Annotated in this window: 15 protein-coding genes; 7 read left to right on the forward strand and 8 right to left on the reverse strand. The window is 71.5% G+C overall.

The genetic code is table 11. The annotated features are described in order from the left end of the window. Positions 1-48 precede the first annotated feature (48 nt). The 5 genes from A4R43_RS00540 (at position 49) to A4R43_RS00560 (ending at position 5,578) form a co-directional block, all read left to right on the forward strand. Complete coding sequence (locus tag A4R43_RS00540; RefSeq protein WP_113690474.1) at positions 49-1,074, forward strand: PucR family transcriptional regulator; 1,026 nt, start codon at positions 49-51, stop codon at positions 1,072-1,074. Positions 1,075-1,145: 71 nt separating this feature from the next. After that, positions 1,146-2,342 (forward strand): alpha/beta hydrolase family protein, encoded by a 1,197-nt coding sequence (locus A4R43_RS00545; RefSeq protein WP_205215193.1) that lies wholly within the window; start codon positions 1,146-1,148, stop codon positions 2,340-2,342. A 47-nt stretch (positions 2,343-2,389) separates the two neighbouring features. Then, positions 2,390-3,052, forward strand: a complete 663-nt coding sequence (locus A4R43_RS00550; protein WP_236808685.1) for a TetR/AcrR family transcriptional regulator — start codon at positions 2,390-2,392, stop codon at positions 3,050-3,052. A 65-nt stretch (positions 3,053-3,117) separates the two neighbouring features. Beyond that, entirely contained in the window at positions 3,118-4,314 is a 1,197-nt protein-coding gene (locus A4R43_RS00555; protein WP_113690475.1) for a DUF1800 domain-containing protein, read from the forward strand. A 10-nt stretch (positions 4,315-4,324) separates the two neighbouring features. Beyond that, positions 4,325-5,578: a DUF1501 domain-containing protein gene (locus A4R43_RS00560; protein ID WP_113690476.1), complete on the forward strand. Its 1,254-nt coding sequence runs from the start codon at positions 4,325-4,327 to the stop codon at positions 5,576-5,578. On the opposite strand, the gene A4R43_RS00565 is transcribed toward A4R43_RS00560, so the two are convergent. From A4R43_RS00565 to A4R43_RS00595, 7 genes are all read right to left on the reverse strand, one after another. Further along, on the reverse strand, positions 5,559-6,833 hold the full coding sequence (locus tag A4R43_RS00565; protein ID WP_113690477.1) for a HAMP domain-containing sensor histidine kinase: 1,275 nt from the start codon (positions 6,831-6,833) through the stop codon (positions 5,559-5,561). The two genes, A4R43_RS00560 and A4R43_RS00565, sit on opposite strands and share 20 nt — an antisense overlap. Beyond that, a complete protein-coding gene (locus tag A4R43_RS00570) occupies positions 6,830-7,510 on the reverse strand; it encodes a response regulator transcription factor (RefSeq protein WP_113690478.1) in 681 nt (226 codons plus the stop codon). Before A4R43_RS00570 ends, A4R43_RS00565 begins: the two co-directional genes overlap by 4 nt. Positions 7,511-7,514: 4 nt before the next feature. After that, positions 7,515-8,885 carry an amino acid permease gene (locus A4R43_RS00575; protein ID WP_113690479.1) on the reverse strand — a complete coding sequence of 457 codons (1,371 nt, stop codon included), beginning with the start codon at positions 8,883-8,885 and terminating at the stop codon, positions 7,515-7,517. 100 nt (positions 8,886-8,985) lie between these two features. After that, positions 8,986-10,047 (reverse strand): HAAS signaling domain-containing protein, encoded by a 1,062-nt coding sequence (locus A4R43_RS00580; RefSeq protein ID WP_113690480.1) that lies wholly within the window; start codon positions 10,045-10,047, stop codon positions 8,986-8,988. Beyond that, complete coding sequence (locus A4R43_RS00585) at positions 10,044-10,382, reverse strand: PadR family transcriptional regulator (RefSeq protein ID WP_205215194.1); 339 nt, start codon at positions 10,380-10,382, stop codon at positions 10,044-10,046. Before A4R43_RS00585 ends, A4R43_RS00580 begins: the two co-directional genes overlap by 4 nt. A 459-nt stretch (positions 10,383-10,841) precedes the next feature. Next, complete coding sequence (locus A4R43_RS00590; RefSeq protein ID WP_113690481.1) at positions 10,842-11,192, reverse strand: hypothetical protein; 351 nt, start codon at positions 11,190-11,192, stop codon at positions 10,842-10,844. A gap of 34 nt (positions 11,193-11,226) precedes the next feature. Next, a complete protein-coding gene (locus A4R43_RS00595; RefSeq protein WP_113690482.1) occupies positions 11,227-11,904 on the reverse strand; it encodes an SRPBCC family protein in 678 nt (225 codons plus the stop codon). 94 nt (positions 11,905-11,998) lie between these two features. Here A4R43_RS00595 and A4R43_RS00600 point away from each other — a divergent pair, with 94 nt between their 5' ends. Next, entirely contained in the window at positions 11,999-12,643 is a 645-nt protein-coding gene (locus A4R43_RS00600) for a TetR/AcrR family transcriptional regulator (RefSeq protein WP_113690483.1), read from the forward strand. On the opposite strand, the gene A4R43_RS00605 is transcribed toward A4R43_RS00600, so the two are convergent. Continuing rightward, positions 12,632-13,927 carry an aspartate aminotransferase family protein gene (locus A4R43_RS00605; protein WP_113690484.1) on the reverse strand — a complete coding sequence of 432 codons (1,296 nt, stop codon included), beginning with the start codon at positions 13,925-13,927 and terminating at the stop codon, positions 12,632-12,634. The genes A4R43_RS00600 and A4R43_RS00605 overlap by 12 nt on opposite strands. A gap of 44 nt (positions 13,928-13,971) precedes the next feature. On the opposite strand from A4R43_RS00605, the gene A4R43_RS00610 reads away from it, so the two are divergent. Then, positions 13,972-14,943: a GntR family transcriptional regulator gene (locus A4R43_RS00610; RefSeq protein ID WP_113690485.1), complete on the forward strand. Its 972-nt coding sequence runs from the start codon at positions 13,972-13,974 to the stop codon at positions 14,941-14,943. Positions 14,944-14,945: the final 2 nt, after the last annotated feature.

Genomic DNA, 14,945 nt, shown 5'->3' on the forward strand with positions numbered 1-14,945 from the left:
GCGCGTTCCGGCCCTCTCACGCGACGATCGCCGCGTACGCTGCGGGGCATGGAGGCGTTGGTCGCGAGATTGTCGCATCTGGACCCGGATGCCGAAGGCGTGATCCGCGTGGTGATGTTCTACGACACGCTGATGAAGCGCCGCGTGGACCTGCCCGCGCTGGCCCGTGCTTCGGCGGGGCTGGCCGGATGCGTGGCGGGAATCCGGCTGCACGGCACGGGCCGGACCCTGCGGTTCGCGCCGGACGGCCGGGAGGCGACCGCCCCGCCACTGCCGGTGTCCATGTCGGAGCCGGTCACCCTGGACGACGAGGAGATCGGCACGGTGTGGCTGGAGCGCGCCGGTGCGCCCGGCCTGCTCGACGACGCACTGCTGGACCGGCTCGCCATCGCGGTGGCGACGGTGGTCGAGCGGTACAGCCCGGCCCGCACCACGATGGCCGATCCCGCGCTCGTCGAACTGGCGATCAGCGCCACCAGCGACGACGCGGCGCGGAACCGCGCGCTGCGGCTGCTGGGGTTCGGCACCGGCCTGCCGATCAAGGTGCTGGCCGTGCGGTCCGCGCTGCCGCTGGACCAGCTCGGCGGCCTGGTCTGCCCCGGGCGCCCGGTCAAGGCCGCGCCGCTCGCCGACGTGGGCGTCATCCTGGCCACCACGGTGGACGTGACCTGCCTGCCGCCGGACGTGCTCGCGGGCGTCGGCGCCGCCGGAAGCCCGGACCGCTCGTGGCAACAGGCGACGACCGCGCTCCGCTTCGCCACCGCGCGCCAGCCCGTGGTGCACTACGACGACCTGGGAGCGCTGGCGCTGCTCGCGCACGTGCCCGCCGAGACCGCGCGGGACAACGCCGACGTGGCCGCGATCGCCGAGCTGGCCCCGGAGGACCTCGAAACCCTGGACGCCTACTGCACCACGGGCTCACTGCGGCGGGCCGCGGACCTGCTGCACCTGCACCACAGCAGCGTCGCGAGGCGGCTGGAGCAACTGGGCAAGGCGCTGGGCGTGGAACTCACCGAGCCGACCGGCCTGCTCCGGGCCCGGCTCGCGCTCACCGCGTGGCGCCTGCTCGGGTAGGGCTGTCCCCACGGCCGATCCGGGGGCGCGCCCGCTGGCCGCCGCGGGCGGCCGGAACCAAAGATGATCAGGTGAAAAGCAAGCACCTCAAGAAGTTCGTGGCCGGCGCGGTCGCCGTCGCCGGTCTCACCACGGCCTGCGGTACGACCGAACCGCAGGCCGCCCCCGAGCCGGGGCGCGGCACCGTGGTCTCCGCCGTGCCGGTCGCCGACCTCACGCCGGCCGAAGTCACCGCGCGCCTGCGGGCGGCCGGGATCGACGCGTCGCAGGTCCGCTTCGGAGTGAGCGCGCAGCGGGTGGTCTACCGCACGGTCGGCACGACCGGCGAGCCGACCACGGCCAGTCAGCTGGTCGCGTTCCCCGAGAATGAGCGAAGCGACCTGAACGTGGTGTCCTGGCTGCACGGCACCACCGTCTACCGGGGCGATGTCGCGTCGGTGAACGAGAAGTCCACGGACCGGGCGGCGGCGCTGCTTTTTGCCGCCACCGGGCAGGCCGTGTCCGCCCCGGACTACCTCGGGCTCGGCGAAGGCCCGGGCACCCATCCGTACGGGCATCCCGAGGCAACCGTGGCCGCCGCGCTGGACGGGCTGCGGGCGGCCAGGGAGGTGGCGGGCGGCCAGGGACGGACCTTCGACGAACGGGTGCGGGTCAGCGGCTTCTCCCAGGGCGGCCCGGCCACCATGATGTTCGGCCGCGCGCTGCAGGAGGGCGCCGATCCCGCGTTCTCGCTGGGCGGGCTCGCGCCGATCGCCGGGCCGTTCCACCTGAGCCGGTTCGAGGCGGACGCCGCGTCGGACAAGATCGAGAAGGCCGGCCTCTACCTGGCGTACTTCAGCATCGCGTGGGATCGCCTGTACGGCCTCTACGAGTCACCGTCGGAAGCGTTCCGCGAGCCGTACGCCGCCCAGGTGGAAACCCTCTTCGACGGCGACCACCCGGCGCCGGAGCTCGCGAAGGCGCTGCCACCGGCGGCGAAGGACCTGTTCACCGAGCAGTTCCTGGCGCGGGTGCGGGAGCCCGCCGGAGTACTGGCGGACCGGCTGCGCCCGCTGGACACCACCTGCGACTGGACGCCCGAAGTGCCCGTGCACCTGTTCCACGCCGCCGGTGACCGGGACGTCGCCTTCGCCAACGCCGAGCACTGCCGGGCGCAGCTCGTCGCGCGGGGCGCCGGGCCGCGGCTGACCGATGTCGGCGCGGTCGACCACAACGGCAGCGTGCGCGTGGCCCTGCCGCAGGTGGCGCGGGAGTTCGCCCCGGCGTGACAGCGGCTCGGCCGGTGAGTCAGAATCAACCGACTCAGGAGGAGAACGTGGAACCTGCGCTGTCCGTGCTCATGGCCGCGGGCGCGGAGTCGATGCTCGAACGCGCGTACTCCGACGCCGTCGAGCAGGTGGACGATGTGGACGAGGCTCGCGCGCGGGTGCTCGACGCCGCGTACGAGCAGTTCTGCCGCCTGGGCATCCAGCGGTCCACGATGGAGGACGTCGCCCGGCGGGCCGGGGTTTCGCGGATCACCGTCTACCGCCGCTTCGCCACCAAGGACGCGCTCGTGGAGCAGGTGGTGCGCCGCGAGTTCCGCCGCTACTTCGACCGGTTCCTCGTCGAGATCGAGCAGGCCGAGACCGCCGCCGACCGGGTGGTGCTGGGCTTTGTCAGCTCACTGCGCGCCATCCGGGGCAATCCGCTGATCGGCGGGCTGATGGCGGCCGAACCGGATCTGCTGGTGCCGTCGATGGTCAGCGACGGCGGCCGCACCCTGGCCACCGTGCGGCAGTTCGTGGCCGGGCAGCTGCGCCGCGAGCAGCGCGCGGGCACCGTGGCGGCCGGGCTGGACGCCGACCTGGTGGCCGAGCTGATGGTCCGCGTTTCCGCGTCGTTCCTGGCCATTCCCAGCCAGCTGGTCGATCTCGACAACGAGGAGCAACTGGCCGAGGTGGCGCGCAAGTTCCTGGTGCCGATGCTGGACGCCTGAGGGTCACCTGAAGATCGGCCCGTGTTCCTGGCGGCACGGCCGTGCCGCTGCCCACAATCGGGCCCATGGCTGTTCTCGACGAACGCGCCGCGGCCCGGCGGCTGGCCGACCGGTTCGGGTTCGGGCCCCGGCCGGGTGAGCCGCTCCCGGCACTGGACCAGCTGCTCGCGCCCGGCGGGCCGCGGCAACTTCCTCAGCTGGACGCGCCCTCCTCGGACCAGAAGGCACGTGCCGAGCAGGAGCGGCGGCTGGTGATCTGGTGGCTGGACCGCATGGTCACCGACGACACCGAGCGGCTCACCTGGTTCTGGCACGGGCACTTCGCCACCAGCGAGCAGAAGGTCCGCGATCCGGCGCTGATGCTGGCGCAGAACGAGACCTTCCACCGGCTCGGCAAGGGCGGGTTCACCGAGCTGGCCAAGGCGCTGGTGACCGACGCGGCGATGCTGAAGTGGCTGGACGGCAACGACAACAAGGTCGGCTCACCCAACGAGAACCTGGCACGCGAGTTCCTGGAACTGTTCGCGCTGGGCGTCGGCCACTACTCCGAACAGGACGTGCGCGAAGCCGCCCGAGCGCTCACCGGCTGGACGCTGGACCGCAAAACCGGGGAAGCGAAGCTGAACCCGAAGCGCCAGGACCGTGCGCCCAAGCAGATCTTCGGCCAGCCAGGCGACTTCACCGCGGAGTCCTTTGTGGACCTGGTGCTGGCGCGGCCGGAGTCGGCGGCGTTTGTCACCGGAAGGCTGTGGTACCGCCTGGTTTCCCCGAACCCGCCACCAGCGGACGCGCACCAGCGGGTGATCGCCGCCTACCGCCCCGGCAGTGATGTCCGGGCCGCGCTGCGGGCCATCGCCGGTGAGCCGGCGTTCCGCGACCCGGCGGCGACGATCGTCAAGCAGCCGGTCGAATGGCTGGTCGGCCTGTTGCGCGCGACCGGGCTGAAGGCGAGTGATCTCGACGCGAAGAAGCTGCTCAACGGCCTGCGCGGGATGGGGCAACTGCCGTTCCGGCCGCCGAGCGTCGGCGGCTGGCCCGCCGGTGGGGCGTGGCTGACCACTTCGGCGGGTGTGGCGCGGATGAACCTCGCGCAGCTCGTCGCGCAGAAGGCGAAGGACGACGCGCTGGCGCGGCTGCGCGAAACCCTCGCGATGGACACCTGGTCCGACCGGACCCGAAAGGCGCTCGACGGCGTGGCCAAGGACCCGCGCAAGCTGCTCGCGGTGGCCGCCTGCGCGCCCGAGTACGTGGTGAGCGGATGAGGAGGACTGCATGAACCCCGTGACGCGGCGCCGTTTTCTCACCCTGAGCGGGGTGACCGCGGCCGGTGCGCTCGCCGTCGGCGCGACCAGGGTGGACTGGGACTCGCTGATGACCGCCGCCGCGGAGAACCCGCTCGATCCCGCGGCCGGCGTGCTGGTGGTGGTCACCCTCTACGGCGGCAACGACGGGCTGAACACGGTGGTCCCGGCCGCCGACCGCGCCTACCAGGACGCGCGGCCGGAGCTGGCCTACCAGCCGGAGGAGGTGCTCGACCTCGGTGACGGGCTCGGGCTGAACCCCGGCATGAAGGGCCTAAAAGGCTTATGGGACAACCGGAAGCTCGCGATCGTGCGCGGGGTGGGGTATCCGCGGCCGGACCACAGCCACTTCCGGTCGATGGCGATCTGGCAGACCGCTTCCCCGGACACTTCGGTGCCGAGCGGCTGGCTCGGGCGCTGGCTGGACGCCTCCGGCGCGGACCCGCTGCGCGCGGTGTCGGTCGAGCCGGTGCTGCCGCCGTTGCTGGCGGGGGAGCACACGGCGGCGGCGTCGATGCCGGTCGGCGGCTTGGCGCTGCCGAGGGGCGAACTGGGTGCTGCCTTCGCCGCGCTCGGCGAGCCGGTGCCCGGTGAGGACCACTGGCGGGCGAGGGCCACGCGGTCGATCGGCGATCTGCACAACGCCGTGCGCGTGCTCGGCGGACCGGCGCGTGAAGAGTCCGAAAAGGACGATGAGGACGAGCAGCGGCACAAGGGTGCGTCGGCGGGCGGCAGCTCGGGTCTGGCCGCGCAGCTGGACCTGGTGGCCGGGCTGGTCGAAGCGGGCGTGCCGACACGGGCGTATTCGGTGTCGCTGGGCGGTTTCGACACCCATTCCGACGAGCGCGGCACGCAGGAGCGGCTGCTCACCGAGCTGGACACCGCGCTGACCCCGTTCGCCCAGCGGTTGCAGGGCAGTGATCGCGGCAAGCAGGTCACCGTGCTGGTGTACTCGGAATTCGGCCGCCGGGTGCGCGCGAACGCCAGTGACGGCACCGATCACGGCACCGCGGGCCCGATGTTCCTGCTGGGCGAGCGGGTCCAGGGCGGCTTCCACGGCGAGCAGCCGAGCCTGACCGACCTGGACAACGACGATCTCAAGGCCACCACCGACTTCCGCGACGTCTACGCCACCGTGCTCGGAGACGTGCTCGGCGCCGATCCGGCCCAGGTGCTGTCCGGCCACGCCACCCGCCTGGACAACCTCATTCGCACGGCAGGGTGAGCCGGAAGCTCGCGCCGTGGCAGCTCAGCTCGCCACCGTGAGCCCTGGCCAGGCCACGCGCGATCGTCAGCCCGAGGCCGGAACCGCCGCTGGCCCGGCCCCGGCCGGTGTCCAGGCGCACCAGCCGCTGGAAGATCCGCTCCCGGTCGGCCTCCGGCACGCCGGGCCCGGAATCTTCGACCACCACCGAAGCCGTGGTCCCGTACCGTCCACAGTGGAATTCAACGGTGCCGGAGTCGCCCGCCGCGTTCCTGGCGTTGTCGGCCAGGTTCGCCAGGATCTGCGTGATCCGGCCTTCGTCGGCGGTCACCTCCACCTCCGGCCCGGAAACCGTCACGGTCAGCGAAGGCGCCAGCAACCGCAGCCGGTCCGCCTGGGTCCTGGCGAGTTCCCGCAGCCGCACCGGCCCGCGTTCCAGCCGCAGCCCGGCGTCGATCCGCGCCAGGTCCAGCAGGTCGTCGACCAGCCGCCCGGCCCGCTGCGATTCCCGTACCAGCAGCAGTTCCAGCCGTTCCCGCTGCTCGGGCGCCGCCTCCGGGCCCAGCTCCAGCACGGCTTCGGCGGCCGCCCGCACCCCGGCGATCGGCGTGCGCAGTTCGTGTGCGGCGTCCGCGACGAACGTGCGCATCCGCTCCTCGGATGCTTCCAGCGCGTCGAGCATCTCGTCGAACGCCTCCGCGGTGCGCCCCAGTTCGGTGTCCGGCCGAGACGGGGACAACCGGCCGCCGCGGCTGCCGGAGGCGATCGAACGGGCCAGCCCGGTCATCCGGTCCAGCGGCCGGAGCGCGACCTTCATGCTGAGCAGCAAGGCCACCGCGGTCACCGCGATGGCGGCCAGCCCGCCGATCACCAGCACCCGGACCAGCGTGCGCTCGGCGCCGTCGAGCAGGGCCGTGTCGGCGCTCAGCACCAGCTCGGCGCCGTCGATCCGAGGTGGTCCGGACAACACCGCCCGCACCTGCCGGCGCTCACCCGAGGGCACCGCGCCGATGGTGTCGCCGGACGGCAGGCGCAGGCTGACCACCACGCCGCGTGCGTCGATGCGGCGCACCAGGTTCGCCGGGGCCACGTTCTCGCGCGCCAGCTGCTGCGCCAGCTGCACCCGGCCGGTGAGCAGCGCGTTCAGGTTGCGCTCGGCCTGCGCGGTGAACACCGCGGCGATGGTGATGCCCAGTGCCACCAGCACCACGCCGAGCACCAGCAACGCGGTCAGCGTCACCCGGCGGCGCAGCGAGGTGGTGCGGAGAGGGCTCATCCGTTGTCGCCGTGGTCCCGCAGCACGTAACCGAGGCCGCGCACGGTGTGCAGCAGGCGCGGGCCGTGTGCTTCGAGCTTGCGGCGCAACGCGCTGACGTGCACCTCGACCAGGTTCGCCGCGTAGTCGTCGTACCCCCACACGCCGGTGAGCAGCTGCGCCTTGCCGACCACGCGATCCCGCCGCTGCGCGAGAAAGGTGAGCAGCTTCAGCTCGGTCGCGGTCAGCTCGATCGGCTGGCCGCCCCGGCGGACCACACCGGAATCCACGTCGACCACCAGGTCACCGACCTCGACCACCGGCCGCGTCCGGCCGAGCCGCCGCAGCACGGCTTCGACCCGTGCCACCAGCTCGGCCAGCACGAACGGCTTGGTCACGTAGTCGTCGGCGCCCTGACCGAAGCCGCGCAGGCGGTCGTCCACGGCGTCGCGCGCGGTCAGCAGCACCACTCCGGCGGCGCTGGACCGCCGCACGAGCTGGAGCAGTTCGAAGCCGTCGCGGCCGGGCAGCATGACGTCCAGCACCACGAGGTCGGGCCGGAAGTCGATCAGCGTGCGCTCCAGCCCGCTACCGTCGGCCAGGCCGAGCACGCGGTGCCCGGCGCCGGTCAGCGCCGACTCGACGGCGGCGCGGATCGCGTCCGCGTCCTCGACGAGCAGTACCCTGGCCGGTTCCACGCACTCATTCTCCCTGCCTGGCGCGCGTTCGCCGGATGAGGGCGTAGACCCCGAGGATCACCGCGAGGCTGACCAGGCTCAGGAACAGCTGCGCGCGGGTGGAGTTGTCGACGAAGAGCATGGACGCCGCGACGGCCAGCGTCGCGATCAGGGTGAGCCAGCTCAGCCAGGGGTAGCCCCACATCCGCAGCTTCAGCCGGTCCGGGGCTTCGGCTTCCAGCTGGCGCCGCATGCGCAGCTGCGAGCCGCAGATGATGGCGTAGACGAACAGGGCGACCGCGCCAGCGGAGTTGATGATGAAGTAGAAGATGGCGTCGGGGGAGACGTAGCTCATCACCACCGCGACGTAACCGACCGAAGTGGACAGCAGGATCGCCTTCCACGGCACCCCGCGCCGGTTGGTGTCGGCGATCCACCGCGGTGCCCAGCCGTGGCGGCGCAACGCGAAGAGCATGCGGGAAGCCGTGTACAGCCCCGAATTCAGTACCGAAAGCGCGGCGGTGAGCACCACCGCGGAGACGATGGTGGCCGCGGCGGGCACCCCGAACCGGTCGAAGGCGGCGGCGAACGGGCTGGTCTCGCTGGGCACCTCCCGCCACGGCGTGATCATCACCAGCAGTGCCACGGAACCGACGTAGAAGACGATGACCCGCCAGACGATCGTCGAGGTCGCCTTGCGGACCGCGGTCGCCGGTTCCCGCGACTCGGCCGCGGCGATGGTGACGATTTCCGCGCCGAAATAGGAAAAGATGACCACCACGACACCGTGGACCACCGAGAACGGTCCATTCGGGACGAACCCGTCGAGCGCGATGTTGCCCGCGGAGAACTGCGCGCCCGGCCAGAACCCGAGCACGAAGAGCGTGCCGACGACCAGGAAGACGATGATGGTGGCGACCTTGACCGAGGCCAGCCAGAACTCGGTCTCGCCGAAGGAGCGCGCCGACGCCAGGTTGGTGCCGGTGAGCAGGAGCATCAGCAGCAGCGAGAACACCCACTGCGGCACGGCGGGCAGCCAGAGTTGGAGGATCTTCGCCCCGGCGACCGCTTCGAAGGCGACCACGCCCACCCAGAAGTACCAGTACAGCCAGCCGATGGTGAACCCGGCCCAGCCGCCGAGCGCGTCGCGGGCGTACTCCATGAACGAGCCGAGCGCGGGGGAGGCGGTGGCCATCTCACCGAGCATCCGCATGACGAGCACCACGAGCAGCCCGCCGAGCGCGTAGGACAGCACGGCGGCGGGGCCGACGGTGTGGATGACCGCGCCGCTGCCGATGAACAGGCTGGCGCCGATGATGCCGCCGAGCGCGATCATGCGCACGTGGCGCTGTCGCAGGCCGGGCCGGAGTTGTCCTTGTTCTTCGGACGTGGTCATCACAACCTCCCGGGGAACGCTGCGGCGATTGTGGCAGCCGGGTGGATCGGCCGCAGCGCTCCGCGGGTCGTTTGTCCTTTTTGCTGCCAGGTGCCGGATGTCAGCGCCTGAGTGCCCCGGTCCGCTGCGCGGCGGCGAGTGGCAGCGCGACGGTGAAGAGCAGGCCGAGTCCAAGGTGGACGGTCCGGTTGTCCGGCTCGGGTTCCGGCACGGAGGCCGGGGGTGCGGCGCCCGTTTCCCAGACCAACCCCGCGGGCCGGACTTCGTGCTCGGCGAGCAGCGCTACGCCGATCGGCGCGGACAGCACCGCGAGCGCGACCAGAACCTTGGTGAGCAAGGGGAATCCGGGCGGGAAGAGCAGCAGTGCACCGGCCGCGAGCAGGACCGCCGCGCAGGCCAGCGCGACGATCACCAGCGGTACTTCGAGCATCGTGCCGACCGAGGTGCCGAGCCGGGAACCGGACAGCAGCAAGGCGGTCGCCAGCCCGACGGCCGGGGTGAGCAGCAGGACGAGCCCGCCGAGCGTCAGCCGGGTGTCGGCCGGAACTTCCCGGCGGCGCAACCGGATCCCGGCGAGCACCGGCAGGCCGAGGCCGAGCAGCAGCATGGCGAGCTGGCCGAGCACGGAGACCCACGAGTCGGTCACCAGTGCGTACTGGGTCGGGCTGCCGGGTGCCTGCGTGCTGAGGTGCCCGGCCTGGAACACCTTGTCGAGGATGCCGCCCAGCCCGGCCAGCGGCGGGGCGAGCGCGCCGAGCACGCCCAGCGCGCGGGTGCTCGCGGAGGCTTCCGCGCGCAGGACCAGCCCCAGCACGGTGCTCGAGGCGAGCACGATCAGCGCCATGCTGGGCGGGCCGGGAGGCAGTGCCGGGGCGAGGTAGAGCACGCCGGTCAGCGGCAGGAGCAGCAAGCCCAGCGCGGCACGGGCCCGCGCCGGCGAAACCGGCGGAAGCCCTTCGGCGGCAACGATTTCCGCCGGATCGCCCAGCCGGTCCACCGCCGCGGCGAGTTCGTCGTCGGACGGGTCCTCGGCGATCAGCGCCTCCAGGTGCTCGACGAGCTCCTGCCGCAGCTCGCCCCGCCGGGGTTGCGGCAGCGCGGCCGCGGCGCGGTCGAACCGCTCCAGCCACGCCGCGGCGGCTTCGTGGGTCACGGTGGTCATTTGTCTCCCTCGAGAACCTCGTCCACCGCGGCGCTGAAGTCGCGCCAATGCCGGTGGAACACTTCCAGTGCGGTGCGGCCCTGGTCCGTCAGCTCGTAGTACCGCCGGGGTGGGCCCTGGTCGGATGGTTGCCAGGTGGTTTCCAGCAGGCCTTCCTTGCGCAGGCGGGACAGCAGTGGGTAGATCGTGCCCTCGGTCGTGCCGAGCCCCTCGGCCGCGGCGAGCGCCCGGACCAGGTCGAACCCGTAGCGGGGGCCGCGTGCCAGCAGGGCCAGCACACAATGCTCGATCACCCCGCGCCGGAGCTGGGCGAGCAACTGGGCGTCTTTGGTCACGGTGGCAAGGTACCTTGTTGCGCAAGGTACCTGTCAACCGGTTAGGTCGTTTGGGGATGCGGCGCGCTTTCGCGTGGACGTGGTGGGCCACCCCGGTTTTTCAGTGTGACGACGGCGAAGGACCCTTTGTCAAGGCTGGGAAGAGTACCTTGACAAAGGGTCCTTCGCCGTGTTTGGGCTGTGGACCGGGGATGGGGGAGGGGTGGGTGAGCTGCGGGTTGGGTTTAGCGCCCGGCTGCCGGTTTGCTGGTGGGGTCCTTGGGGTTGGGTGAGGGGGCGCTACACGCTATGAATGTGGCTTTCATAGCGTGTGGCGCAATGAAAGCCACATTCATAGCGGCGGATCAGGAAATGGTGGAGCTGCTCTCCTTTCCCGGTGCAGAACACGAATGTGGCTTTCGGGGCGAAAAGTGCCCCGAAAGCCACATTCGTGTTCTGTGAAGGCGCGGTCCGCCGAGGTTAGATCCGGTTGCGCCGTCGTAGGAGGTGGTGGGCGATGGCGGCGGTGACGGCCGTGGTGACCACCAGGGCGGCGAGTGCCGGGTGCATGTCCTTCGACAGGCTGGGCGCGCGCTCCGGGCCGATCGCCCACAGTGCCAGCGGCAGCGCGTACGCGGCGGCGAGCGCGCTCGCCCACCAGCGGAACGGTCGCATTCGGGTGCTGGCCAGGGTGCCGATCAGCACGATGGCGACCGGGACAACGGCGATCAGCGCGAACTGCCCGGCGACGAGCACCGCGGCGGCCCAGGCTGCGATGACCACGGTTCGTGAACCGGTGGCGCCGCGCTGGTCGGGGGTGGTGGCGGTCATGGCGATTCTCCTTGAGGCATAAGGGAAAAAGGGGTCAGCAGGGGTGGCCTTCGGCGGTGGCCTTGAGGTCGTCCAGCCAGAGTTCGAGGCCGCTCCCGAGGAAGTGGGTGGCGGTGGGCACGTCGGCCTCGACCTGGGCGCCGGTCCAGGTTTCCTCGGTGCTCACCAGCACGCCGCCGCGGACCTGGCGGAAGTTCCACACGTGCACCCCGTTGTCGATGCGCAGCCCGTCGCCGATCGCGGGGCCGCTCCAGCGCAGGCACCGGCCCGGCTGCACCTGGTGGACGGTGGAGGTGATGACCAGCGTGGTCTCCGGGGTGGTCGGCGTGGCCGGGGCCGGGGTGGTCCACCGGAACCGCGAACCACTACGCAGCGGGCCGTGATCGAGCCGATCGGCGCTGAGCACCGGCTCCTGCCACGACGGCCAGCTCTCCACGTCCGTCTGCAATCTGAAGATTTTGCTCAGTGGCGCGTTGATCAGCCGCTCGGCCCGGTACCGGATCTTGGCGGCGGGATCCACGCCCTGACCACGACAAGTCAGCGCCGCCTCCTGAGATCGCTGAGAGGCGAAGGCGCCAGTGCCAGCGCGCGTCTCGGTCGCCTGTGCTGGGGCGCTGAAGCCGAGCGCTCCGGCACAGGCCAGCGGTAGTGCGATCAGCGCGGCCCGCGCCCCGGTCTGGCGGTGGCGGCGGGGCCTCGTGGTGCTCGGCATCGTGTTCTCCTCGGTTGCTAGGCCCTATCGCGTTAGTTAGAAGCTATAACCCAGTCAACGTGAGTGTCAATAGCGAAAGTGATAGCCTCTAACCATGGACAGCACCCGGATGACTTCGCGGGAGCGCTACCGGGCTCAGGTGCGCGCGGAGATCAAGGACCACGCCTGGCAGCAGATCGCCACCGCGGGGGTGACCGCGTTGTCCCTCAACGCGATCGCCAAGAGCCTCGGCATGAGCGGGCCCGCGCTCTACCGCTACTTCGCCAGCCGCGACGAGTTGATCACCGAACTCATCCGCGACGCCTACCGCAGCCTCGCCGAGAAGCTCCATACCGCCTATGACGCCGGTGCCGACGTGCGCGGGCTCGCCCACGCGGTCCGCGAGTGGGCCCTGCGCGACCCGCACCGGTACTTCCTCATCTACGGCACCCCCGTGCCCGGCTACCACGCGCCGGCGGAGACCACCGCGATCTCGAACGAGATCATGTCCGTACTGCTCGACGCGCACGCCACGCGCCCGCCGAAGCGGGTGGCCACGCGCTTTGTGAAGCACCTGGAAACCCACCGCGACTGGGCGGGCGACCACGAGGCGACCACCCCCGCCGTCCGCCAGGCGCTCGCCTTCTGGACCCGCGTCCACGGCGTGCTCTCACTGGAACTCGCGGGCCACTTCAGCGGGATGGGCTTCGACCCGGGCCTGCTGTTCGACGACGAACTCGACGCGCTGCTACCCGACTGACCGCAGCGCCGCCTCGAGAATGTCGACCCCCGCGTGGAGGTCGGCCGCCTCTATCGTCAGCGGCGGCGCGATGCGGAAGATCCCGCCCATGCCCGGCAACTGCACGATGTTCATGTGCAGCCCCCGCTCGAGGCAGGCCGCGGTCACCGCGCGGCCCAGCGAGTCGGCGGGCGCCTTGCTCTCCTTGTCCGCCACCAGCTCGACGCCCTGCAGCAGCCCGCGGCCCCGCACGTCACCGACCACCTCGTAGCGGTCCCGCAGGTCGAGCAGCCGCGCGCCGAGTTCCTTGCCCAGCACCTGCGCGCGTTCCACCAGCGAATCCCGCTCCAGCACGTCCAGCACGGTCAGCGCCACCGATGCCGCGAACGGATCGGACACGTGCGTGGTGAAGAACAGGAAACCGCGGTCGTGGCAGGTCTGCTCGATCTCCGGTGAGGTCAGCACCGCGGCCACCGGCAGCCCGGCGCCGAGCGTCTTCGACAACGTGAGCAGATCCGGCACCACACCGTCGCGCTCGAACGCGTACATCGTCCCGGTGCGGCCCAGTCCGGTCTGCGCCTCGTCGAGGATCAGCAGCATTCCCCTTGCCGCGCAATGCTCCTTGAGCCGCGCGAGGTAACCCTCCGGCAGTTCGATGATGCCGCCGGAGGACAGGATCGGCTCGGCGATGCACGCCGCCAGGCTCCCGGCGGACTGCTGGTCGACGAGCCGGAATCCGTAGTCCAGCTCGGTTTCCCAGTCGTACGAGCCGTCGGCGTGCCGGAACGGCGAGCGGTAGGCGTCCGGCGTCGGCAGGGTCAGGTTGCCCGGTACCGGCGGCCCGTAACCGCGGCGGCCCGCGGAGAACGTGGCGCCCGCGGCACCGGAGGTCATGCCGTGCCACGACCGGTCGAAGGCGACGATCTCGTAGTTCCCGGTGTACAGCTTGGCCAGCTTGATGGCGGCCTCGTTGGACTCCGCGCCCGTGCTGAGCAACAGCATCCGGCTCAGCGGCTCCGGCAGCGACGCGGCCAGCCGCCGCGCCAGTTCGACCACCGGGCGGCTCAGCATGCCGGAGTAGAGGTGGCCGAGCGTGGCCGCGGAATCGCTGACCGCGCGGACCACGTCCGGGTGCGAGTGGCCGAGCAGCGCGCTCATCTGGCCCGAGGTGAAGTCCAGGATCGCCCGGCCGTCGCTGTCGTAGACGTACGACCCGGCGGCGCGCTCGATCACGCGCGGCGTGAACGCACCGCCGTACCGGACGAGGTGCTCGGCCGCGTGCTGCCAGAACCGCTGGTCGTCCATCTCCGCTCCCGCCTGCTTGGTTTGGCCTATTAGACTAGGCCATAATGCCTTGGGTCAATCCGTTCGGAGAGGTGCTGGTGGAGCAGAACCTGCAGGTGAGCCGCCAGTCGGATGTGCCCATCTACCGGCAGCTGGTCAGCCAGCTGTCGTTCATGATCGAGAGCGGGGAGCTGGCGCCGGGCCGGACGCTGCCCAGCGCGCGGCTGCTGGCCGACAACCTCCACATCAACCGCAACACGGTCGCCCGCGCCTACGCCGACCTCGGCGAACGCGGCCTCGTCGAGACGCGCGGGCGTGGCGGCACGGTGGTGACCGGCGCCGGTCACGTCCCGGAGCGCGAGCGGGCGCGCGCGATCCTGGCGGAGGCGACCAGGGCGTGCGTCGAACTCGGTGTGCCCGCGGCGGAGATCCAGGCGATGGTGGCGAGCCTGGCCGCGCGTGCCGAGGAGGACAGGCTCAAGGTGTCGTTCGTCGAGTGCAACGCCGACCGCGCGAAGTACTTCGCCGGTGAGCTGGCCGGGCACCTCGGGCTGCCGGTGAAACCGCTGGTGCTCGGCGAGTTCGACCCGGTGCGGGAGCGGGCGGACCTGGTGCTGACCACCTTCTTCCACCTGGCCGAGGTCCGCGCGCGGTGGCGTGGCGCGGAGGTGGTGGCCATCGTGGCCGCGCCGCACGTGCGGACCCTGGTGGAGATCGCCGCCGTGCCGCCGGACCGGACGGTCGGGATCTGGTACTCCACAGAGGACCAGGCCACCGCCATCCGGGATTCGCTGACGCAGTCGGGACTGGCGAACATCAAGGTGCTGCACGGCCTGGCGGACGACGACCTCGACGGCGTGGACCTCGTGGTGATCCCGAGCGAGCTGCCGGAACTGAAGGCCCGGCTCGAAGGTCGGGTCGGCGTCATCGAGTTCGGGAACGTGCTCGATGCCGCGTCGATCCGCATGGTCACCGAAGTGGTCGCGGATCTCCGCGCGGCCAAGCGGGCCCGCGCGGACGCGGACCCGCTGCACTGACC

Origin of the sequence: Amycolatopsis albispora (assembly GCF_003312875.1) — a bacterium.
GTDB lineage: Bacteria > Actinomycetota > Actinomycetes > Mycobacteriales > Pseudonocardiaceae > Amycolatopsis > Amycolatopsis albispora.

What these genes read in the sequence shown, in the direction of transcription:
- A4R43_RS00540 (WP_113690474.1), top strand. Translation starts at nt 49, where the DNA reads ATGGAGGCGTTGGTCGCGAGATTGTCGCATCTGGACCCGGATGCCGAA.
- A4R43_RS00555 (WP_113690475.1), top strand. Translation starts at nt 3,118, where the DNA reads ATGGCTGTTCTCGACGAACGCGCCGCGGCCCGGCGGCTGGCCGACCGG.
- A4R43_RS00560 (WP_113690476.1), top strand. Translation starts at nt 4,325, where the DNA reads ATGAACCCCGTGACGCGGCGCCGTTTTCTCACCCTGAGCGGGGTGACC.
- A4R43_RS00565 (WP_113690477.1), bottom strand. Translation starts at nt 6,833, where the DNA reads ATGAGCCCTCTCCGCACCACCTCGCTGCGCCGCCGGGTGACGCTGACC.
- A4R43_RS00575 (WP_113690479.1), bottom strand. Translation starts at nt 8,885, where the DNA reads ATGACCACGTCCGAAGAACAAGGACAACTCCGGCCCGGCCTGCGACAG.
- A4R43_RS00580 (WP_113690480.1), bottom strand. Translation starts at nt 10,047, where the DNA reads ATGACCACCGTGACCCACGAAGCCGCCGCGGCGTGGCTGGAGCGGTTC.
- A4R43_RS00590 (WP_113690481.1), bottom strand. Translation starts at nt 11,192, where the DNA reads ATGACCGCCACCACCCCCGACCAGCGCGGCGCCACCGGTTCACGAACC.
- A4R43_RS00595 (WP_113690482.1), bottom strand. Translation starts at nt 11,904, where the DNA reads ATGCCGAGCACCACGAGGCCCCGCCGCCACCGCCAGACCGGGGCGCGG.
- A4R43_RS00600 (WP_113690483.1), top strand. Translation starts at nt 11,999, where the DNA reads ATGGACAGCACCCGGATGACTTCGCGGGAGCGCTACCGGGCTCAGGTG.
- A4R43_RS00605 (WP_113690484.1), bottom strand. Translation starts at nt 13,927, where the DNA reads ATGGACGACCAGCGGTTCTGGCAGCACGCGGCCGAGCACCTCGTCCGG.
- A4R43_RS00610 (WP_113690485.1), top strand. Translation starts at nt 13,972, where the DNA reads ATGCCTTGGGTCAATCCGTTCGGAGAGGTGCTGGTGGAGCAGAACCTG.